Source organism: Aeromonas sp. EU05-FHT14A05 (genome assembly GCF_058791175.1).
This window is the reverse complement of the sequence record NZ_JBYTDH010000006.1, coordinates 153,849-174,673: the sequence shown is the minus strand read 5'-3', so window position 1 is coordinate 174,673 and position 20,825 is coordinate 153,849. Positions and strand designations below refer to the sequence as shown.

Below are 20,825 nucleotides of genomic sequence, written 5' to 3'. Positions count from 1 at the left end.
TATAACACTATATATGGGTATTTTTTTTATGGTAACCCCTATATGTGGTAGCTATTAGGCCCCAAAGCGATGACCCGTTTCTTGATCCAGGACAGGTTTTGGAAGGAGTGGCGCAGTTCACAGTCAGCGTCAAAAGAGGCCATTTGTGCGCATCCCAGACGGGGTGCGGGCTGGCGCCCGATGGAGAGCCCCGGGGGAGGATGGCACCATCTGACAACAATTGACCGAGGCAACCCGCAGCCGGAACGCACATAATGGGTGCAGTGTCCTGCCAATGGAAAATGAACGTGACCAAGGTGTGGCTCCTGTTAGCCCTATTCCCGCTCCAGCTACTGGCCGCCGAGATCCTGGTGATCAGCAGCTACCATCAGGCCAATCTGTGGGATCAGAGCTACAGCGCCGGCCTGAAGACACACCTCAAGGGCGAGCACCACATCAGCCACCTCTACCTGGATACCAAGCGTCAGCCTCACCAGACGCAGGAGCAGCTCGTCAGCCAGGGGATGGCGGCCTATCAGGCGTGCAAGCCGGCCCTGGTAGTGCTCGGGGATGACAACGCCATCAACGCCCTCGCCCGCCCCATCGCCGCCCTGGGCACCCCAGTGGTGTTTCTCGGCATGAACGAAAACCCGCGCCCCAAGGGGCTGGTCGGCCACCCTCTGATCACCGGCGTGCTGGAACGCCCCCTGCTCAAGCGCAACATCAGCGAGATGAGCCAGCTGATGGGCGGCATCGGCAAGGCGCTGGTGCTGTTTGACGAGAGCGAGGTGTCGCGCACCGCCATCGAGGAGGAGTTCAAGGGGCGCAGCGAGCTGCGGGTCGGCCAGACCCGGGTGAGCAGCCGGCAATTCAACGACTACGGGCGCTGGCAGGAGGCGGTGCTCGCCAGTCGGCAGAACGGCTATGAGGCTCTCTTCCTCGGCCTCTATCACACCCTCACCGACGAGCAGGGGCTGCATGTGAGCGAGCAGCAGGTGCTGGACTGGACCAGCGCCCACAGCCCCGTGCCCCTGTTCGGTTTCTGGGAGTTTGCGGTGGGGCCGGGCCGCACCATAGGCGGCCTGGTGCTCGATGGTCGCACCCAGGGGGAGAAGGCGGCAGAGCTCGCCAATGCCATACTGGCGGGTACGGCGCCACAGGCCCTCTCCCCCCGCGCCGCCCAGCGCGGTGAATACCTGTTCAGCAAGAGCGAGCTGGCACGCTGGCAGCTTGAGGCCCCATCAAGATGGCAGGGGCGGGTGGGCTATGTCGACTGAGCCCGAAAACGACAGACCCGGCCATCTGGCCGGGTCTGTTTTATTGTGCCCCTGTCAACTCAGGGCTGGATCGCCGCCTGCAACTCTTCTTCGGTCCAGATGGTGATGCCGAGCTCCTGCGCCTTGGCGAGCTTGGAGCCGGCGGCTTCCCCTGCCACCAGCACATCTGTCTTGGCCGACACCGAGCCCGCCACCTTGGCCCCCAGGGCCTGCAGCGCCGCCTTGGCATCGTTGCGGGACAAGGTGGTGAGGGTACCGGTCAGCACGAAGGTCTTGCCGGCGAAGGGCTGCTGTGCAGCCTCCTTCTGCTCGATGGCTGGCCAGTGGATGCCGGCGGCCAGCAGGGCGTCGAGCACCTCGATGTTGTGGGGCTGGCGCAGGAAGTAGTAGACGTGCTTGGCCACTATGTCCCCCACGTCGGCCACCTCGAGCAGTTGTTCCACCGAGGCGGCGCGCAGGGCATCCAGGGTGAGGAAGTGGTTGGCCAGGTTCAGCGCCGTCGCCTCTCCCACCTCGCGAATGCCCAAGGCAAACAGGAAGCGCGGCAGGGTGGTGCTGCGGGCCTTGTCGATGGCGGCCACCAGATTGAGGGCAGATTTTTGCCCCATCCGCTCGAGACCGGCCAGCTGGATGGCGTTGAGGCTGAACAGATCCGCCGGGGTCTTCACCAGTCCCTTGTCCACCAGCTGCTCCACTATCTTGTCACCCAGACCGTCCACATCCATGGCGCGCCGCGCCGCGAAGTGCTTGATCGCCTCCTTGCGCTGCGCCTCGCAGAACAGGCCGCCGGAGCAGCGGGTCACCGCCTCCCCTTCCAGCCGCTCCACCGCCGAGCCGCACACCGGGCACTGGGTGGGGAAGAGGATCTCGCGGGCATCCGCGGGGCGCTGGGCCTCTACTACGGCCACTATCTGCGGGATCACGTCCCCCGCCCGGCGTACTATCACGGTATCGCCGATCATGACGCCGAGGCGCGCTATCTCGTCCGCATTGTGCAGGGTGGCGTTGGAGACGGTGACGCCGCCGACGAACACCGGCTTGAGCTTGGCCACCGGGGTTACGGCGCCGGTACGGCCCACCTGGAACTCGACGTTCTCAAGCTCCGTCATCTCCTCTTCTGCCGGGAACTTGTGGGCCGTGGCCCAGCGCGGGGCCCGGGCCACGAAGCCGAGCTCCTGTTGCAGCGCTATGTCGTCCACCTTGTAGACCACGCCGTCGATCTCGTAGGGCAGCTCGCTGCGACGGGCCCGGATGTCGTCGTGGAACGCCTGGCAACCGGCGGCGCCTTCTTTCAGCTTCACCTCGGGGCTGAGCGGCAGCCCCCAGGCCTTGAGCTGGTTGAGGCGAGCGAAGTGGGAATTCCCCAGCTCGTCGCCGCCTATGCCCACGCCATAGGCGTAGAAGCTCAGGGGACGGCTGGCGGTGATGCGGGAATCGAGCTGGCGCAGGCTGCCGGCGGCGGCGTTGCGCGGGTTGACGAACACCTTCTCCCCTGCGGCCAGCGCCCTGGCATTCATCGCCTCGAAACCGGCCTTGGGCATAAAGACTTCGCCACGCACCTCCAGTCGCGCAGGCCAGCCTGAGCCCCGCAGGACGAGTGGAATGGCCTTGATGGTGCGCACGTTCTCGGTGATCTCCTCTCCCGTGGCGCCATCCCCCCGGGTGGCCGCCTGCACCAGCTGGCCGTCCACATAGAGCAGGCTGACCGCCAGACCATCCAGCTTGGGCTCGCAGCAGAAGGTGAAGTTCAGCTCGCGCTTGAGGCGATCGCGCATGCGCTGCTCGAAGGCCTGCAGCTCTTCGTCACTGAAGACGTTGTCCAGGCTCAGCATGGGGATCTCGTGGCGCACCTGGCTGAAGGCAGAGAGCGGCTGGCCGCCGACCCGCACGCTGGGAGAGGCCGGGGTTTTCAGCTCGGGGTGCTCGGCTTCCAGCGCGATCAGCTCGCGCATCAGGCGATCGTATTCGGCGTCCGGCACCGTGGGGTTGTCCAGCACATAGTACTGATGGCCATATTCGGTGAGCAGTTCACACAGTTGACGGTGGCGGGAGAGGATGTCGCTCATGAAGAAGTCTCGAAGTGTGATGGAACAATCAGTCTGGGGCAGAAATGAAAATGCGGCACCTGGGTACCGCACTTTTCATGGCTGAGGCCAAATGGCGCATCAGTCGCGGCTGGCCTCGTAGGCGGCCAGCTCATGGCGATAACGGGCAATGTCGTCGTCGCTGAGCGGGCTGCGCGAGGCATCGGTCAGCATGGCATCGAGATCGCTCGCCAGCTGATCCGCCGCCTGCAGCATGTGCTCGAACGCAAAGGCCGCGTTGCTGCGCAGGGGCAGCTGCATGAAGAGGGACACACCCGGAGTGCTGAACTGCTCCATGCGGTAGGGGTTGAAGGTACCCGGCTTGACCATGTTGATCATGGAGAAGAGCACTTCACCCTTGCCGTTGAGATCCTCGTGACGGTGGAAGATGTCCATCTCGCCAAACTTGAAGCCCAGCGCCAGCAGGGAGGAGAGCAGGGTCGCCCCTTGCAGATCGTGACCAGGACGGGCCATCAGGTTGATGACATAGACATCCTGCCAGATCTTCTCGACCGGCGGCAGCTCCTGGACGGGCTCGGCCACCTGGACCGGCTCTTCGTAGGCGGGCTCGTCATCATAATCGGGCTCTTCGTACGCAGGCGCGGGCTGGGCATAGCGGGCTTGCTGCTGCGGCGCGGGCTCGCGGGCACCGAAGGTCGGCGCCTGGGCGTAGGCCGGCTCCACCAGTGGCTCGTCGTCCAGTGGCTGCATCATGGGTTCACGCTGGGGGCGGGAGCGGTGCACCGGAGTGCGGCGGATCACCTGGGCAGGCTTGCGTACCGGCGCGGCAGGCACCTCTTCGACAGGCTCGGCGCTCGGCTCCTCATACTCGTCTTCTTCTTCATAGACGGGGGGCGGCGTCACCGGACGGGGGGCAGGCTTGCGCACCACAGGCGGTGGCAGATCGTCATCCTCGTCCTCATCGAAGGCGGGTACTGTGGCGGCACGGCGGGGTTCCGGCTGATGGGCCTCGTCGTTGCGCAGCTTGGGCTCGGCACGACGGCCACCGCTGACCACGCGCACCTGACCGATGCCATCGCTGTCAAACGCATCGCTGTCACGATCCCGTGACTTGGATTCCATCCGACCCAGGGGTTTTTCCTTGATCGGTGCCTGACGGTTCTTTCTGTTGCTCCACAACCCGTGAATGAGCAATGCCGCGATGGCAATACCGCCCAGGGCAACCAAGATGTAACGCAATTCCTGCATTAGCTGCTTCTCTTTCTAGTTTTGCTCAGCCAAAGCGACGGCTTCACCGATGTCAACCGACACGATGCGAGAAACCCCGGGCTCTTGCATCGTGACGCCTATCAGCTGCTCGGCCATCTCCATGGAGACCTTATTATGACTGATGTAAACGAACTGTACTGTGCTCGACATCTCTTTGACAAGAGAACAGAAGCGACCCACGTTCACTTCATCGAGCGGTGCATCCACCTCATCCAGCAGACAGAAGGGTGCTGGATTGAGTCTGAAGATGGCAAAAACCAGCGCAAGGGCGGTTAACGCCTTCTCCCCCCCGGAAAGCAGGGCAATGGTAGCATTCTTCTTGCCCGGAGGTCTTGCCATGATGCTCACTCCGGCTTCCAAAAGATCGTCCGAGGTCAGCTCAAGCCAGGCACTGCCCCCCCCGAACACTTTCGGGAACAGGGATTTTAAATCTTCGTTGACCTTATCGAAAGTGTCGCGGAAGCGTATTTGTGTTTCTTTATCAATTCTTTTAATGGCTTGGCTCAGGGTTTCCAGCGCCTGCTCGAGATCCTGGCACTGGTTTTCCAGGTAGCTTGCCCGGGTTTTCGCCTCTTCATACTCCTCCAGCGCCGCCAGGTTGATGGCGCCAAGTGCCTCCACCTGTGTCTCCAGGGTCTGGATCTCCTGGCGCAGCTTGCCACGATCGGCGGCGATCAGCACCGCCTGATCGAGATCCACCAGACGCACGCCCAGCTCTTCGAACTGCTCGTGCAGCCCCTGTCGCCGGGTCAGGTTGCGCTCCCGCTCCAGCCTGAGCTGGGCGAGCTTCTCCTGCAGGGCCACCAGCTGCTTGTGGTCGGCGCTTCTGGCCTGCTCCAGCTCGGTCAGCTGACGCTCCAGCTCGGCGAGCCGCTGATGGCAGGCGAGCTGCTGCGCCTCCAGGTTGCGTTGCTCCGCCAGCAGGGGCGAGATGTCCTGCACCGCCTGGGCGTCCGGCCCCTTGAGCTCGGCCAGTTCCAGCCCGAGCCGGGCCAGCTCCTGCTCGCGCAGGGAGATGAGCTGCGCCAGATTTTGCTGCGCCAGCTGCCAGCGCTGGCAGCTGGCCTGCTGCTGCTCCCGGCGCGCACGCGCCTCCTCCAGCGCCCGCTCGGCACTGGCGACCCCCTCCTGGGCCAGCAAGAGAGCCTCCGCCAGCGGCTCCCCCTGCTCCTGCAGCTCGGCAAGATGCGCCTCTTCCAGCTCGAGCTGCTGCTGGGCCGCAGCCAGCCGCTCGGCCTCCTCGGCCTGCTCCTTGTCCAGCCGGGTCAACTCTTCCCCCAGCTGGCCGAGGCGCAGCAGCCGCTCCTGACGTTGACCCTGCTGCAGGCTCCAGGCTTCCCGCAGTTGCTGCCATCGCAGCTCCTGCTCGCGCAGGGTGCGCTGGCTCGCCTCAAAGGCGCTGTGCAAATGGGCACGGTCGGCATCGGCGGCCTTCAACTGGGCATCCAGCTGAACCAGCGCCTGCTCCCCAGCGGCCAGTTCGGTGTGTAACCGCTCACGTTCACCGAGCAGCGCCAGGGTGCCGAGGGCGCCGCCCTGGCCGAGATCGGCCCAATTCGGGCCAAACCAGTCCCCCGCCGGGGTCAGCACAGACTCACCGGCCAGGAGGGATGACTGGCGGGCCAGGGCCGCCTCCCTGTCATCGGCCAGCCAGATGACGTTGAGGAAGGCGGGGATGTGATCCCCCTCGATCCGGGCCGCCAGGGTGCCGGGCACCGCAGGGTGAGCCGGGCCAATCCAGAGCCCGCCCTGCTCGAGGTCGCACTGGTCCCCCGGCTGGGCGGTGAGCCAGCGCCCGAGCACCTTGTCCAGCGCCTGGGCCCACTCGGGGGCGACCTGCAGCCGATCCGCCAGGGTCGCGCCCTGCATCTGCTCCCCCAAAATCTGGTTAAGGGTGGTGAGGCGGGCGCCGAGCTCGCGCAGCAGGCCGCCCTGCCGATCCCGCTGTCCCTTGAGGGCCTCGTGGCTGGCCACGCCGGCCTGCCACGCCTGTTCCAACGCCTCGTGGCGGGCACGAGAGAGTGCCAGCTCATCCGACAGGGCATCCAGCGCGGGCTGCAGGCTCTCACCTTCCCCGCCGAGGGGGCCTGCCTGTTCATCCTCCAGCTTGAGTCGCGCCAGCCGGGTCTTGGCCTGCAGCTCCTGCAGGCCGCTTCGCTGGGCACGGGTCTGGTTGAGCCTGCCCTGTGCCTGACCGAGCTGCTGCTGCCACTGCTGCTGGTGTTGGCGGGCCAGCTCAAGCCGCTCGCCAGCCGCTAGGCGAACGGCCTGCTGATCGGCAAGTAACTGCTCACACTGCTCGAGGCGAGCCGACTCCAGCTCCCCCTGGAGGACGCCCTCGGCCTGCTGCTCCTGCTGGCTGACCAGCTGGGCCTTGATGCCGTCGATGCGCTCGCCGAGGGCCTGGCGCCGCACCTGCCAGTCGCGACCGAGCTCGGTCTGGTGAAGCTGCTGCTGTTCGAGGCGGGCGATGGCCTGGCCGCCGAGGAAGATCTGCTGCTGACGGCTCGCCTGCTCGGCCTGGGCCTCCTGGCGGGCCACCGACAGGGTGACGTGGCGCCCTTCGCCCGCGGTGCGCTTGGCATCGAGCGCCGCCAGCGCCTGCTCTGCCTGGGCCAGCTCGTTCTTGGCCTCGCCGAGGCGGGTCTCCAGCGCCCACAGCTCGGAGCCGATGAGCTCGGCCCTTGCGGCACGACTGCGGCTCTTGAGCTGCTTGTAGCGCTCGGCGGTTTCGGCCTGGGATTTGAGGTGCTCGAGGCGGGAACCCAGCTCGCCACGAATGTCGCCGAGGCGCTCCAGGTTCTCCTGGGTGTGACGGATGCGCTGCTCTGTCTCCCGGCGCCGCTCCTTGTAGCGGGAGACCCCGGCGGCCTCTTCCATGAAGAGCTTGAGGTCCGCCGGGCGCGACTCCACCAGCCGGCTGACGGTGCCCTGCTCTATGATGGCGTAGCTGCGCGGGCCCAGGCCGGTTCCGAGGAAGAGATCGGTCACGTCCTTGCGGCGGCACTTCTGGCCGTTGATCTGGTAGTGGTTGGAGCCGTCACGCAGCACCTCGCGGCGCACCGAGATCTCGGTATAACGGCCAAATTCACCGGGCACCCGGTTGTGGGGATTGTCGAACACCAGCTCCACCGAGGCGCGGCCGTGGGGGCTGCGGTTGATGGAGCCGTTGAAGATGACGTCCGTCATGTTCTCGCCGCGCAGGTGGCGGGCCGAGCTCTCCCCCAGCACCCAGCGCACGGCGTCGATGACGTTGGATTTGCCACAGCCGTTGGGGCCCACCACGGCGGTCATGTCGGCCGACAGTTCGATGCGGGTCGGCTCGACGAACGACTTGAAGCCGGCGAGTTTGATCAGTTTCAGACGCATGGCGACCCGTGTCAGTGGCGAAATGAAGAGGCGGCGGGCGGGCTGTCAGCCCACGAATATCATCCGACGTCCGGCCTGACCGGACGGGATATCGGGAATAGTTCGCGACTTTACCAGATCCGGACCCGGCCTTGTTGGGACTACGTAGGCAGCCAGCACACCCATATCATCCGACGTCCGGCCTGACCGGACGGGATTTCGGGAATAGTTCGCGACTTTACCAGATCCGAACCCGGCCTTGTTGGGACTACGTAGGCAGCCAGCACACCCATATCATCCGACGTCCGGCCTGACCGGACGGGATATCGGGAATAGTTCGCGACTTTACCAAATTGGAGGCTTGTTTGTAATATGCTGGCACCCTACCCCTTCATTGATGGATCTCAGATGAGCCAATCTCCTCACATGGTCAAAGATTCGGTCAGCGGTGCAGACTACTTCCTGCGCGGCTTCTCCCTCATTCGCCAGCCGGGGATCCGCACCTTCGTGCTGATCCCCCTGCTGGTCAACTTCGTGCTGTTCGCCGGTGCCTTCTATGCCCTGCTGCTGCAACTCGACGGCCTGTTCGCCTGGCTCCATCAGCAGATCCCGAGCTGGCTCTCCTGGCTCGACTACCTGCTGTGGCCCATCGCCCTCATCACCATACTGGTGGTGTTCTCCTTCATCTTCAGCTCGGTGATCAACTGGATAGCGGCCCCCTTCAACGGCCTGCTGGCGGAGAAGGTGGAGCAGATCCTCACCGGCGAGGCGGTGAGCGACACCGGCATGCTGGACGTGGTCAAGGACGTGCCGCGCACCTTCAGCCGCGAGTGGACCAAGTTGAAGTATTACCTGCCCAAGGCCATCGGCTGCCTGATCCTGTTCCTCATCCCGGTGGTGGGCCAGACCCTGGCCCCCGTGCTCTGGTTCCTGTTCAGCGCCTGGATGATGGCGATCCAGTATGTGGACTACCCGTTCGACAACCACAAGATCGACTTCATCACCATGCGCGATGCCTTGAAGCAGCGCCGCGGCAAGTGCCTGAGCTTCGGTGCCCTGGTCACCCTCTTCTCCGCCATTCCCGTGGTCAATCTGTTCGTGATGCCGGTCGCCATCTGTGGCGCCACCGCCATGTGGGTGGATCAGTATCGCAGCGAGCAGCTTCGCCGCTGAGCCGGGCACTCATAACCAAAAACGGGGGCATAGGCCCCCTTTTCATTACTTAATCTAATGCAAACATGAGAGTGCTTGTCGTGCCAGACCAGGCTTGTTAGGATGCGGGGCTTTCTCGCACCCTGGGATAACTCATGTTACATGCACTCTTCTTGCTCGGCCTGGTGGCCGAAGGGATGACTGGCGCGCTGGCGGCGGGCCGGCGGCGGATGGATCTGTTTGGTGTCGTCATCATCGCCTCGGCGACGGCCATAGGGGGAGGTACCATCCGGGACGTGCTGCTGGGCCACTACCCCCTGCTCTGGGTGGAGCACCCCGAATATGTGCTGCTGGTGGCGGGGGCGGCCATGGCAGGCGTCATCTCGGCCCCGCTGATGCGCTATCTCGGCAAGCTGTTCCTGGCCCTCGATGCCCTGGGGCTGGTGGTCTTCTCCATCTTTGGCGCCGCCCGGGCGCTCGAGATGGGACACGGGGCCGGCATCGCCTGCATCATGGCGGTGGTCACCGGCGTCTTTGGCGGCGTGCTGCGGGATCTCCTGTGCCAACGCATCCCGCTGGTGTTCAAGCGCGAGCTCTACGCCGCCGTCTCCCTGGTGACGGCCGCCCTCTACTGCTTCGCGCTGGATCAGGGCCTGCCCAATGACTGGGCCGCCTTCGGGGCCATCGGCATCGGCTTCGTGCTGCGACTGCTGGCGGTGCGTTTCAAGTGGGGACTCCCCACCTTCAATTACCAGTACGCCACCCACTGAGCGCGCCAGTTTCTGGCCAGATCGGCTGGATTGCACGCAACAAAAAAGCGCCGGATGGCGCTTTTTTGTTGCTGATGACAGTGAGAAGACTGACTCAGTTGATCCCTTCCGAACTGAAGAAGGTGGCCTTGTCGGCAATGAAACGGATCTTGATGTTCTTGCCCTCACCGCCCCAGATACAGCTAGTGGTGCCGAGCGCATCGTCGCAACGCTCCGCCTTGCCGAGGATGGCGCTCGCCTCGGCATAGGTGATCCCCATCTTCAGCTTGTCGTAGTTTTCCCGGTTCAGCTTGCTGCACCCGGCCAGCAGCAGGGCGATCAGCCCGCCAAGCAAAATATGCTTCATCTGTCTCTCCTCTGGATAGTGTCCAGAGCCTAGCAGCTCAAGGCCACCCTGTGCCAACCCGTTACCAGCTGCGCACCGGCCCGGTATCCAGGTGGACGAAGTTGTCGGAGGGGTAGTAACCCACGCCGCCAACCTTGAGGTTCAGGGCCGCCTTGCGCAGGTGCGCCAGCTGCACGCCGGGGATGCGCACATCCACCGCCTGCCCCAGGGTGTGGTAGCTGTGCTTGGCGACACCACGGCTGCGCTGGCGCTTCTGGCGATTGGTGGCCGGGGAGCGATACCCCGAGATGAGCTGAATTTCCCCCTTGCGGCCCAGCTTGTGCTGCAGCAGGAACAGCTGATCGAACAGCTTCCTGTCGATGTTGAACACCTCGTTGCGACGATAGTCGCGGAAGATATGGTTGAGCTCCGCCAGGCCATCGTTCAGATAACGGCCATTCTCCCAATAGCTGGCGTTGACCCGCTCGCCGGTATTGAGGTTGAAGAAGCTGAGTTCACGCCCCGTCGTGCTGCGGCTCGCCACGGCCGGGAACGACAGCAGGCTGGTCCCCATCAGGCAACCGGCCCCCAGCAGCAGACGGCGTCGGCTTATCTCTTGGTCCAGCATCCGTTGTCCGTCCATTCCAGAGTGAAGTAACAGTGGTGAATGAATATGATACAGAGGCCGAAACTACCCGCCCGTAAAAGTCATGTCAAACCGCAAAGGGCCATGAAAAAGCCCGGCAGGAGCCGGGCGCTTCACTCTGTGGCGGGGATCACAGCAAGCGGCTCTGGAAGCTCACTCGATCGAATCCGTAAATGTCATTGCGCAGTTGCTGGCGCCCCTCTTCGTCGATCCAGCTGCTCCAGTAGACGGTGAAGACAGGGATAGGGGTGGTCAACGGCAGCCACTTGGTCTGGGTCTCTTTTAGTATGCTGGCCACCTTGTCCGGCTGATAGCGGGAGTCGGCGAGCAGCAGCTCGGCCAGATCGTCCGCGTGCTCGACCCGGATACAGCCGGAGCTGAAGGCGCGCGCCCCCTGCTCGAACAGGGCCTTGCGCGGCGTCGAATGCAGGTAGATGGCGTCGTTGTTCGGCAGGTAGAACTTGTAGCGCCCCAGGGCATTGTGATCCCCCGGCTTTTGCCGCAACCGGTAAGGGAAGCCCGACGCCAGCGCATGGTGCCAGCCATCCTCGCTGAACTGCACCGGGTTACCCTCGCCATCGATCACCTCGAACTGCTCGCGGTCCAGATAGGCGGGATCCCGACCCAGCTTGGGCAGAATGTCCTTGCTCAGGATGGAGCGCGGCACGTGCCAGGCGGGGTTGAGCACGATGGAGCGGATCTCGCTCGCGAGGATGGGGGTGGCCCGCTGCTCCTTGCCGACGATGACCCGGCTGGTGAAGACCTCGCTGCCGGACTCCACCACGCTCAGGCGGTAATCCGGGATGTTGACCAGCACGTAGCGACCGGCGAGGTGATCCACCAGATCCCGGCGCCACAGGTTGCGCAGCAGCAGGCTGGCGCGCACTTGCGGCCCGGTATTGAGCCAGGAGCGGGTCTGGCGACCTATGATGCCGTCTGCGGTCAGGCCGTGGCGGCGCTGGAACTGCTTGATGGCCTGCTCGGTGTCCGCGTCGTAGAGACTGTCCTGATGGGTGGGGGCACCGTCCCCCAATTCGTTGAGGATGGAGCGGATCTGCCCAAGCTCGGTGGCGCTCTCCCCGGCCCGCAGGGTCGGCATGTCCAGGGTCGGCCAGTGCTTGGCCATGGGCATGGCCAGCAGCTTGCGCACTTCGTCGCGCACGGCCTCGTATTCGGCGACCTGGGGCCTGAGCTGTTTGACCTGATCCAGCAGGTTGTCACCCAGGGGCTCGTGGGCCAGGGGCTTGGTCAGATCGAGCTTGAGGGTCTGCATCTGCTCGCGGGCGACCAGATCCATGGCGCGCCAGGCCTGCTGGAAACGCGCCAGCTTGCCGAAGGCTTCGTCATAGAGGGCGCCGCGCCTCTCGGCCGGGGTCTTCTGCAACTGCTGCCAGAGCCGGTAGAAATCCGGGTGCAACTGGGCAAGCACCGCCTCCTGCAGCTGCAGTTCGAGCTCATGGCGCGCCTGCTCTGCGGTGCTGTTCTGATACCAGTCATGCTGGATGCTGGGACTGGCCACCACCATCTGTTCTGCGCTGGCCTGGACCATGCCCGCCGGCCAGCAGCCCAGCCAGATAAGGTTTGCCAATGCCAACCAATACTTCTTACCCATGCTTCTTACCACGCTTACCTCATATCGGTTCACTTCGGCCTGTCAGGCGCCACGGTCAGGTGCCCATGATGCGTGAATGCTGGCGACTTTGCTAGCGGGCGGGCACGTAACGGCGCCAGATGAGCGCATGCTCCCCGCTCCTGCCAACGGCCTCGAGCGCCTGGTTGAAACGCTGCACAAATGCCTCCGACAAGGTCTTCTTGCTTAGCATGAAGAAGGTCGGCGTCTCATAGACCCCCATGATATGGGGGACTATCTCCTCTGCCAGTCCCTCTCTCTTCAGACCCCAGGGGGTGGCCAGAATATCCCCAAGAAATCCGTCTATCCGTCCCAGTTGCAGCTTGCGATAGTTTTGCACGTCGTTGACCTCGCTCACCTGGGTACGGTAGCGCTGCAGCAGACGGGCTATCTCGGGGCCATAGTTGTAGTCCCTGGTCACCCCCAGCCTGTTGCCCCTGGCCAGCCAGCTCGCCAGATCCTGCTCCCCCTTGTCACCGGACTTGCGCACCCAGAGTGCCGTGCGCCCCGGGTTGTAGGCGGTGGAGAACCAGGCATAGCGCGTCCTCTCTTCAACGAAATAGGCTTCCATGGCGATGTCCAGCCGACCCAGTTCCAGATCGTGCAACCCCCGCTTCCAGGGACGCTCCAGATAGACGAGGCGGCAGCCCAGCCTGGCAGAGACGGCGTTGAGATACTCGACCGCGAAGCCGCGCAGCTCACGGCGGCCGTTCTCCTGCTGGTAATAGTGATAAGGGGGCCAGTCGTCGAAACCGACGCGCAGGGGAGAAGTACAGAGCGGTTGGGCCAACAGCGAGTGAAGGGGCAGGCAGCAGAGCAGGCACAGGGCTAGCAGTCTCATGAGTCATCCTTGACGGCGGGACGGCTCATCTTAATTCTGCCAAAGGGAAATGGCGACAGATCCTGCCACAGCAATGCGCAATATCAGCCATTTGCCTGATGCGGCCATAGGCGGGACAGGGCCCCAGGCCGCGCTGCAAGCCCGCCGCGAAGGCAGGATGCGCACGACCCCAAAGTCCCTTGGTCTGCAGGGGGATTGGGGGTTAATATGTGAGCAAATTTATTTTTGTGATCCACTATGCTTTTTTTGCAATTGGATTAGCATATGCGCGAATCCAGCCTACCTATCCGTCGGGCATCGAGTGAGTAATATGACCTACAAAAAGTTCGGTTTTCTGGCTGCCATACTGGCATTGAGCGGTTTTTACCTTTACACCCTCTACCTGGCCGCTCACCCCAACGTGAGCCTGGCTTACAAGCTCTATTACCTGGAAGGCAAGACCCGCTTCTGGGAGCACAACTCCAGCATGACTTACCAGCCGGGCAACGAGCTCAACCTGACCAAGCCGAGCCGCTTCCTCTCCAGCGAAGGCTGGGCCAAGAAGCCCAGTGCCGAGGGTACCCAGCTCAGTGGCAAGGGAGGCCTCTATTTCGTGCTGCCCAAGCAGCAGGCCCAACCTGAGCAGCTCACCATCCAGGCCAGGATCAACAGCCCGGAAGCAGGCACCCTGCTCAAGGTGGCCCTGGGTCATGATTTCACCACCACGGTCAAGCTGGCCAAGGCGGGCATCAACGAGATCCGGCTCAACCTGCCGGGCGACTCCCTGACGGCCGATCCCAAGCATCCCAACTTCCTGGCGCTCTCCGCTCCGACACCGCTCAACGTCCAGTCGGTACGTCTGACCGTCGCTCAGTGAAGCTGAAGATCCCGGTAGCAGTCTTATAAAATAATTCTTTCAATAAGGAAGTTTCCATGTCCCGTGCCGATTTTCGACTCTCTCTGGTCGTGCCCGTTTACAACGAGGAAGAGAGCATTGACGCCTTCATCAGCGCGATAGATGCCGAACTGGCCCCCCTCAAAGACCGGCTTGAAATCGTGTTCGTCAACGACGGCAGCCGCGACCGCACCCGCGAAGTGGTCGAGCAGGCCATCGCCCGCGACCCGCGCGTGACCCTGGTCAACCTGGCCCGCAACTTTGGCAAGGAAGCGGCCATGACCGCGGGCCTGCATCAGGCCAAGGGCGATGCCATGGTCCCCATGGACGTGGATCTGCAAGATCCCCCTTCCCTCATCCTGGAGTTCGTCAAGCTGTGGCAGACCGGTGACTACGACACCGTCTACGGCATCCGGGTCGATCGCAGCGCCGACACCCCGATGAAACGGCTCACCGCAGGCGGCTTCTACCGCTTCTTCAACGCCCTCTCCACCAGCACCAAGCTGCCGGAGAACGCCGGTGACTTCCGACTCATCGATCGCAAGGTGGTCGAGGCTCTCAAGCAACTGCCCGAGCGCAACCGCTTCATGAAGGGGCTCTTCGCCTGGGCCGGTTTCCGTGCCGTCGGCGTTCCCTACGAGCGTCCCGCCCGCCACGCCGGCGAGACCAAGTTCAACTACTGGAAGCTGTGGAACTTTGCCCTCGACGGCCTGATGAGCTTCTCCAGCTGGCCGCTGCGGGTGTGGAGCTACGTGGGGGTTGGCGTCTCCTTCATCGCCTTCCTCTATATCCTCAAGATCATCACCCAGGTGCTCTTCTTCGGCATAGACGTGCCGGGTTACGCCTCCCTGATGTCGGTGATGCTGTTCCTCGGCGGCATTCAGCTGCTGTCGCTCGGCATCATAGGCGAGTACATAGGCCGCATGTTCGTGGAAGTGAAGCAGCGCCCCGTCTACCTCATCGAGGGCGTCTACGGCCAGTATGCCCGGCAGGATGCGGGCAAGCAGCCAGATGCGGCGGCAATCCAGAGTGAGAAGGCGCAGGATGCGGACAAGCAGGAGCCGGCGTCCCAATGATCTCCCGCGAGGAATTCTGGCGGCTGGTTCGCTTCGGTTTCGTCGGCGGGGGGGCCACCCTCGTCGATCTGGGCACCTCCATCGCCCTGTTCCACACCTGGCCCGCCATCTCTGAGCATCTGGTCACGACCCTGGCCTTTGCCATCGCGTTCTGGTTCTCGTTTTTCGGCCATCGCTACATCACCTTCCAGAAGCAAGGTGCCGCCAGCAAGTTTCTGCTGGTGGCCCTCTTCTCCCTGGCGGTGCGTAACCTCATCCTGAGCGGCCTGCTGTTTGCGGGCCTCTCCGGACTGCTGCCGGTGGTGATTGCCACCCTGACCGTTACCGTGCTCACCTACATACTCTCTCGCGTCTGGGTTTTTGCCTGATGAATGACATGACCAATACTCCTCCCCTCGCCGGGGATGCACTCCCCTATCGCCCGTCACTGCGCATCAGCAGCCGCGACTGGCTGATGATCATCGCCGCCTTCGTGCTGAGCCGGGTGGCCCTGTACGGCATGGGCTATTTCGGTGTCCAGCTCTACGGCGCCCCCGACATAGGCCCGTTGCAAGCCTATTGCCAGTTCGACTGCGTCTGGTTCCAGCGCATCATAGAGAACGGCTACGACCTCTACCCGCGCTGGCTGAGCAAGGGCAACGCGGCGAACTGGGCCTTCATGCCGCTCTACCCCATGCTCGCCGGCGGGCTCTCCAGCCTGCTCAACATGGAGAGCCTGATCGGCCTGATGCTGGTGGCCAACATCGCCTTCTTCATCAGCCTGCCGCTGATGCTGCTGGTGCTGCGCCAGCTCAAGCTGGGGGATGAGACCGCCCGTTTCGGGGTCTGGCTGCTGGCCTTCTCCCCCTTCTCCGCCTACTTCGTCTCCGGTTATACCGAGTCCATGTTCATGGCGCTGATGCTGGGGATGTTCCTGTTCGCCTACCGCGAGCAGTGGCTGATGGTCGCCTTCCTCGGCATCTTCATCTCCGGGACCCGCAACCTGGGGGTCATGATGGTGTTCCCCGTGCTGATCCTGGCGCTGCAGGCCTACGGCTGGCGCGAGTTCTTCCGCTTCACCGAGCGGGCCTTCAAGGTGGTGTTCACCCTCTGGCTCATCCCCCTCGGCCTCTTCTCCTACATGGTCTACCTCTATCACCTGACCGGGGATGCGCTCGCCTTCAAGCACATCCAGGTCGCCTGGGGTCGCTACATGGACAGCCCCCTGGACTGGTGGCTGAGCGGCTTCGAGCTGGGCGGTCGCAAGGCCTACCTCTCCATCATGGTGATCTTCGGCTGGTGCCTGAACGGCTACCTGTTCAGCCAGAAGCGCTGGGCCGAGGCGACCCTGATGTTCATCTGCTGCACCATACCGCTGATGACAGGGCTCAACGCCATGCCGCGTTACATGTTCGGCCTCTACCCGACCCTGCTGGCCATCATCCTGCTGGCCCATCGCTGGCCCTCCATCCGCCCTGCGGTGCTCTGCATCAGCGGCATGGTCGCCTCCTTCATCGCGGTGGCCTTCGTCAACTTCAAGTTCTTTACCGTCTGACGAGCGCTCGCCCGCAGGCGAACAGCCCCACCTGAACATGCCGGTCCATCGACCGGCATTTTTTATGGCGCCGCGCTCCGGGCAGCAGGGCGGCCATCACACTTTGCCTGGCTTGAAAACGTAACCATTTGAACTGACCTCACAAATCGGCATTTTGCCGGTCCAAGCCCACCCCCTGGGCCCCTAGAATGAGTGCCTCAACGGAACCCGATCTCCTCACTCAGCTCAAGGAATGGCCTATGCGTCCCTCGCCTCGTTTCGATCTCCGCCCATCCTCCCTGTGGCTCGCCCTGCTGGCCACCCCGCTGTTCGTCGGTCAGGCGCTGGCCGCCCCCGAGGTGCATCTCCATGTGGATGGCAAACCGGTGGCCGAGGCGCTGACGCTGGACAAGGGCACAGTCACCCTGACCCACAGGCTGGACAAGGGGAGCCACCAGATCCGCATCAGCGATGCGGGCAACAGCTGCGGCACCAGCTTCGGGCCGACCGAGGCCAGGCCCCTTCCCTTCGGCACAGCCCAGCCCATGGACAAGTGCAGCAAGGGGGCGAGTTTCACCCTGAGGGTGATGCTGGCCGGTGACTACGAGTTCACCTTCAACCCGGATACCCCCAGCCTCAAGGTGCTGCGGGCGACCAAGAAGAGCGAGTTCAAGCGCCAACCCCCCACAGAGCCCTGCATCAGCTGGGATGGCGGCCCGGTGACGGTGTCGCTGAAGGGGGTCTGGCCCGACGGCACCCGGCTGCGGGATGCCTACTCGAAACAAGAGGCCGTGGTCACACAGGGCAAGCTGACCCTGACCCCAAGCAAGGAGAGCGGCGGCCTGCTGCTGCTCGAGCCGGTCGAGGCGGCCAAGGCGGCCCCCTTCAGCTGGGATCAGGCGAGCGTCTATTTCCTGCTGACCGACCGCTTCCACAACGGCGACCCGGCCAACGATCACAGCTTCGGCCGCCAGAAGGATGGCCAGGACGAAGTGGCCACCTGGCACGGCGGCGACTTCAAGGGGCTGACCGAGAAGCTCGACTACATCAAAAGCCTCGGCATGAACGCCATCTGGATCACCCCCATGGTGGAGCAGGTGCACGGCTTCATCGGCGGCGGCGAGCAGGGCAGCTTCCCCTTCTACGCCTACCACGGCTACTGGGCGCTGGACTTCACCAGGATTGACCCCAACTACGGCGACGAGGAGAGCCTGAAGACCCTGGTGGACGAGGCCCACAAGCGCGGCATGCGGATCATCCTGGACGTGGTGATGAACCACGCAGGCTACGCCACCCTGGCCGACCTGCAGGATCTGGGGCTCACCGATCTTACCCAGAACAGCGGCAAACTGCCGACCCGCTGGAATGAGTGGCGCCCGAGCGGCGGCCTCAACTGGCATGGCTACAACCAGTTTATCAACTATCAATCGAGCGATTGGAGCAGCAAATGGTGGGGCCCTGACTGGGTGCGCGCCGGTCTGCCCGGCTACCCCCAACCCGGCACCGACGACGTCACCGGCTCGGTGGCGGGGCTGCCGGACTTCCTGACCGAGTCCAGCAAGCCGGTGGGCCTGCCGCCGCTGCTGGCGGCGAAACAAGACACCCGGGCCAAAGCCCTGCCCGACGCCACCGTGAGCGACTACCTCATCGCCTGGCACACCGACTGGGTGCGCCGCTTCGGTATCGACGGCTTCCGGGCCGACACCGTCAAGCATCTGGAGCCCGCGGTCTGGGCCAGACTCAAGCAGGCAGGCACGGCGGCGCTCAAGGAGTGGAAGGCCGCCAACCCGGACAAGGCCCTCGATGATCTGCCCTTCTACATGGTGGGCGAGGTGTGGGATCACGGGGTCGCCAAGGATTTCTGGTATCAGAACGGCTTCGATTCCCTGATCAACTTCGACTATCAGCGGGAATTCGCCCTGCCCCAGGCCCAGTGCATGGCGGGCGCCGAGCCCACCTATGCCAGCTACGCCAGCCGCATCAACCAGGATCCCGAGTTCAACGTGTTGAGCTACATCAGCTCCCACGACACCAAGCTGTTCTTCGGCGACTACCAGGACGTGCCGCTGCAACGACGGGTAGCCAACAGCTTTATGCTGCTGCCGGGGGGCATCCAGCTCTACTACGGGGACGAGTCCGGCCGCGGGCTGGCCAAGGATGGCGGCGTGTTCGATCAGAGCGTGCGATCCGACATGAACTGGCAGGAGCTGGGGAAAGGCGACAAGGCCGAGCTGGTCAAGCACTGGCAGCAACTCGGCCAGTTCCGCGCCGCCCACCCGGCGGTGGCGGCAGGCAGCCACAAGAAGCTGTCCGATGCCCCCTACGCCTTCGTGCGGGAGAAGGGGGAGGACAAGGTGGTGGTGGTGTTCGCCGGCCGGCAGCCATAATCGGGCCCGTATCGGACAAACGATGAGGGGAGCCAGTGGCTCCCCTCTCTCATTGCGCAGGCCCGTTCACCTCATGCCGGCTGGCCGGCCGCGGCCGGCCACTGCAGCCGCGCCTTGACCAGGGTCTCCTGCCACAGGGGCCAGGCCAGCAAGGCTTGCTGATATACGCCCGCCTGACCGGGCAGCGAAATGCCATAGCTCGCCAGCCGATAGGCCATCACCCCATAGAAGGCATCCAGGATGCCCGCCTCCTCAAAGTAGAAGGGCCCCCGAGCCTGTGACCAGAGCGTCTGCAGCCGGGCCAGCTCCCCCAGAGTCTCCACCGTGGGCTCGCTCTGGGTCGGTGCGCCGAGGAAGAAGGGCAGACGGCTGCGGATCTGGCCAAAGCCCGAGTGCAACTCGGCGCAGAGGCTGCGGGCCAATGCCCGCTCGGCCCGGTCCAGGGGGTAGAGGTGGCGCGACGGGCACAGCTCGTGGAGATACTCGGCGATGGCGAGGGAGTCGTGGATCCGCAGCTCGCCGTCGTCCAGCCAGGGCACCAGCCCGGCCGGCGCCGTGCGCTTGAGCCGCGCCAACGCCTTGGCATCCTCCAGATCGAACACCTGCTCCTGCCACTCCAGCCCGCTCATGGCGAGCACCAGCGACGCCCGCATCGCCCAGGTGGAACCTGTGCCTACCGTCAATACCAGGGATCCCATGGATTGCCTCCTGCGTTGGGTTGTTCATGACCATCCCGTCGGCCCCGCTGGCACGACATCCGACGGTCGCCTCACATTTGCGCACCCGCGGGTTTGACCCCCTTGGGGAGCAGTGCTAGTTTGATTTTTCAAAACAATCAGTTAGCAAAAATGTGAGCAATGGACAGCCAATTTACCATCGTCATCGCAGATGACCACCCCCTGTTTCGGGGCGCCCTCTATCAAGCGGTGCACATGGCCATCGACGAGGCCAGGCTGCTGGAGGCCGACTCCATCGACAGCCTGACCCACCTGCTCGCGGAGCACCCGGAAGTCGATCTGCTGCTGCTCGATCTCAAGATGCCCGGCGCCAACGGCTTCGAGGGGCTGGCCTATCTGCGTGGCCAGTACCCGGATCTCCCCATCGTCGTGGTCTCCGCCTCGGAAGATGCCGCCATCATCCAGCAGGTGCTGCGACTCGGCGCGCTCGGCTTCATTCCCAAGTCGGTGCCCATGAAGGAGCTGGTCAGCGCCCTCAATACGGTGATCGGGGGGGACAACTGGGTGCCGGAAGGGATCTCCCTCCACCCCGAGTCCGAGGATGGCCCCGACTTTGCCAGCAAGCTGGCCAGCCTCACCCCCCAGCAATACAAGGTGCTGATCATGCTGCGGGACGGCAGCCTCAACAAGCAGATCGCCTGGGAGCTCAACGTCTCCGAAGCCACCATCAAGGCACATATCACCGCCATCTTCCGCAAGCTCGGGGTCAAGAACCGCACCCAGGCGGTCATCGCCCTGCAGCAAATGGACATCAAGGACAGCTGAGCCCCTTGCCACCCTCAGGGCCCATATCACGCCCATCCTTCAGAAAACTCGAGGTCAAGAACCGCACCCAGGCGGTCATCGCCCTGCAGCAGATAGGCATCAAGGACAGCTGCGCCCCTTGCCGCCCTCAGGGCCCATATCACGCCCATCCTCCGCAAGCTCGGGGTCAAGAACCGCACCCAGGCGGTCAT

At 63.8% G+C, this 20,825-nt stretch carries 17 protein-coding genes; 9 read left to right on the top strand and 8 right to left on the bottom strand.

The annotated features are described in order from the left end of the window. Window positions 1-281 precede the first annotated feature (281 nt). Window positions 282-1,256 (top strand): ABC transporter substrate-binding protein, encoded by a 975-nt coding sequence (locus AC3WR3_RS11180; protein WP_492291879.1) that lies wholly within the window; start codon window positions 282-284, stop codon window positions 1,254-1,256. A gap of 59 nt (window positions 1,257-1,315) precedes the next feature. Here the strand turns inward: AC3WR3_RS11180 and ligA are convergent, their stop codons facing one another. From ligA to AC3WR3_RS11165, 3 genes are all read right to left on the bottom strand, one after another. Then, complete coding sequence (ligA, locus tag AC3WR3_RS11175; RefSeq protein ID WP_492291878.1) at window positions 1,316-3,322, bottom strand: NAD-dependent DNA ligase LigA; 2,007 nt, start codon at window positions 3,320-3,322, stop codon at window positions 1,316-1,318. A 99-nt stretch (window positions 3,323-3,421) separates the two neighbouring features. Continuing rightward, window positions 3,422-4,549: a cell division protein ZipA gene (zipA, locus tag AC3WR3_RS11170; RefSeq protein WP_139436491.1), complete on the bottom strand. Its 1,128-nt coding sequence runs from the start codon at window positions 4,547-4,549 to the stop codon at window positions 3,422-3,424. A gap of 15 nt (window positions 4,550-4,564) precedes the next feature. Continuing rightward, on the bottom strand, window positions 4,565-7,939 hold the full coding sequence (locus AC3WR3_RS11165) for an AAA family ATPase (RefSeq protein WP_492291877.1): 3,375 nt from the start codon (window positions 7,937-7,939) through the stop codon (window positions 4,565-4,567). A 387-nt stretch (window positions 7,940-8,326) separates the two neighbouring features. On the opposite strand from AC3WR3_RS11165, the gene cysZ reads away from it, so the two are divergent. Together cysZ and AC3WR3_RS11155 are read left to right on the top strand one after the other, a co-directional pair. Continuing rightward, complete coding sequence (cysZ, locus tag AC3WR3_RS11160) at window positions 8,327-9,091, top strand: sulfate transporter CysZ (protein WP_042649502.1); 765 nt, start codon at window positions 8,327-8,329, stop codon at window positions 9,089-9,091. Window positions 9,092-9,225: 134 nt separating this feature from the next. Next, window positions 9,226-9,840, top strand: a complete 615-nt coding sequence (locus AC3WR3_RS11155; RefSeq protein WP_042649503.1) for a trimeric intracellular cation channel family protein — start codon at window positions 9,226-9,228, stop codon at window positions 9,838-9,840. A 94-nt stretch (window positions 9,841-9,934) separates the two neighbouring features. Here the strand turns inward: AC3WR3_RS11155 and AC3WR3_RS11150 are convergent, their stop codons facing one another. From AC3WR3_RS11150 to AC3WR3_RS11135, 4 genes are all read right to left on the bottom strand, one after another. Then, window positions 9,935-10,186 (bottom strand): DUF3862 domain-containing protein, encoded by a 252-nt coding sequence (locus AC3WR3_RS11150; RefSeq protein WP_202046917.1) that lies wholly within the window; start codon window positions 10,184-10,186, stop codon window positions 9,935-9,937. 61 nt (window positions 10,187-10,247) lie between these two features. After that, window positions 10,248-10,793 carry a peptidoglycan L,D-endopeptidase MepK gene (mepK, locus tag AC3WR3_RS11145; protein ID WP_342058097.1) on the bottom strand — a complete coding sequence of 182 codons (546 nt, stop codon included), beginning with the start codon at window positions 10,791-10,793 and terminating at the stop codon, window positions 10,248-10,250. Window positions 10,794-10,941: 148 nt separating this feature from the next. Beyond that, window positions 10,942-12,423: a L,D-transpeptidase family protein gene (locus AC3WR3_RS11140; protein WP_492291876.1), complete on the bottom strand. Its 1,482-nt coding sequence runs from the start codon at window positions 12,421-12,423 to the stop codon at window positions 10,942-10,944. 91 nt (window positions 12,424-12,514) lie between these two features. Then, window positions 12,515-13,282 (bottom strand): substrate-binding periplasmic protein, encoded by a 768-nt coding sequence (locus AC3WR3_RS11135; protein ID WP_492291875.1) that lies wholly within the window; start codon window positions 13,280-13,282, stop codon window positions 12,515-12,517. Between the two features lie 310 nt (window positions 13,283-13,592). Here AC3WR3_RS11135 and AC3WR3_RS11130 point away from each other — a divergent pair, with 310 nt between their 5' ends. From AC3WR3_RS11130 to AC3WR3_RS11110, 5 genes are all read left to right on the top strand, one after another. Further along, window positions 13,593-14,138 carry a hypothetical protein gene (locus AC3WR3_RS11130; protein ID WP_025327877.1) on the top strand — a complete coding sequence of 182 codons (546 nt, stop codon included), beginning with the start codon at window positions 13,593-13,595 and terminating at the stop codon, window positions 14,136-14,138. Window positions 14,139-14,194: 56 nt separating this feature from the next. Continuing rightward, window positions 14,195-15,232 carry a glycosyltransferase family 2 protein gene (locus tag AC3WR3_RS11125; RefSeq protein ID WP_492291874.1) on the top strand — a complete coding sequence of 346 codons (1,038 nt, stop codon included), beginning with the start codon at window positions 14,195-14,197 and terminating at the stop codon, window positions 15,230-15,232. Beyond that, window positions 15,229-15,600: a GtrA family protein gene (locus AC3WR3_RS11120; RefSeq protein WP_005324511.1), complete on the top strand. Its 372-nt coding sequence runs from the start codon at window positions 15,229-15,231 to the stop codon at window positions 15,598-15,600. Before AC3WR3_RS11125 ends, AC3WR3_RS11120 begins: the two co-directional genes overlap by 4 nt. Continuing rightward, complete coding sequence (locus AC3WR3_RS11115; RefSeq protein WP_139436507.1) at window positions 15,600-16,766, top strand: hypothetical protein; 1,167 nt, start codon at window positions 15,600-15,602, stop codon at window positions 16,764-16,766. The genes AC3WR3_RS11120 and AC3WR3_RS11115 overlap by 1 nt, the downstream gene beginning before the upstream one ends. 239 nt (window positions 16,767-17,005) lie before the next feature. After that, the gene (locus AC3WR3_RS11110) at window positions 17,006-19,132 is read left to right on the top strand and encodes an alpha-amylase (protein WP_492291873.1); all 2,127 of its coding nucleotides are present in this window, start codon (window positions 17,006-17,008) and stop codon (window positions 19,130-19,132) included. 71 nt (window positions 19,133-19,203) lie between these two features. Here AC3WR3_RS11110 and AC3WR3_RS11105 read toward each other — a convergent pair whose 3' ends face one another. Beyond that, window positions 19,204-19,830, bottom strand: a complete 627-nt coding sequence (locus AC3WR3_RS11105) for a glutathione S-transferase N-terminal domain-containing protein (RefSeq protein ID WP_492291872.1) — start codon at window positions 19,828-19,830, stop codon at window positions 19,204-19,206. 159 nt (window positions 19,831-19,989) lie between these two features. Here AC3WR3_RS11105 and AC3WR3_RS11100 point away from each other — a divergent pair, with 159 nt between their 5' ends. Next, the gene (locus AC3WR3_RS11100; RefSeq protein WP_005324525.1) at window positions 19,990-20,634 is read left to right on the top strand and encodes a response regulator; all 645 of its coding nucleotides are present in this window, start codon (window positions 19,990-19,992) and stop codon (window positions 20,632-20,634) included. Window positions 20,635-20,825 lie beyond the last annotated feature (191 nt).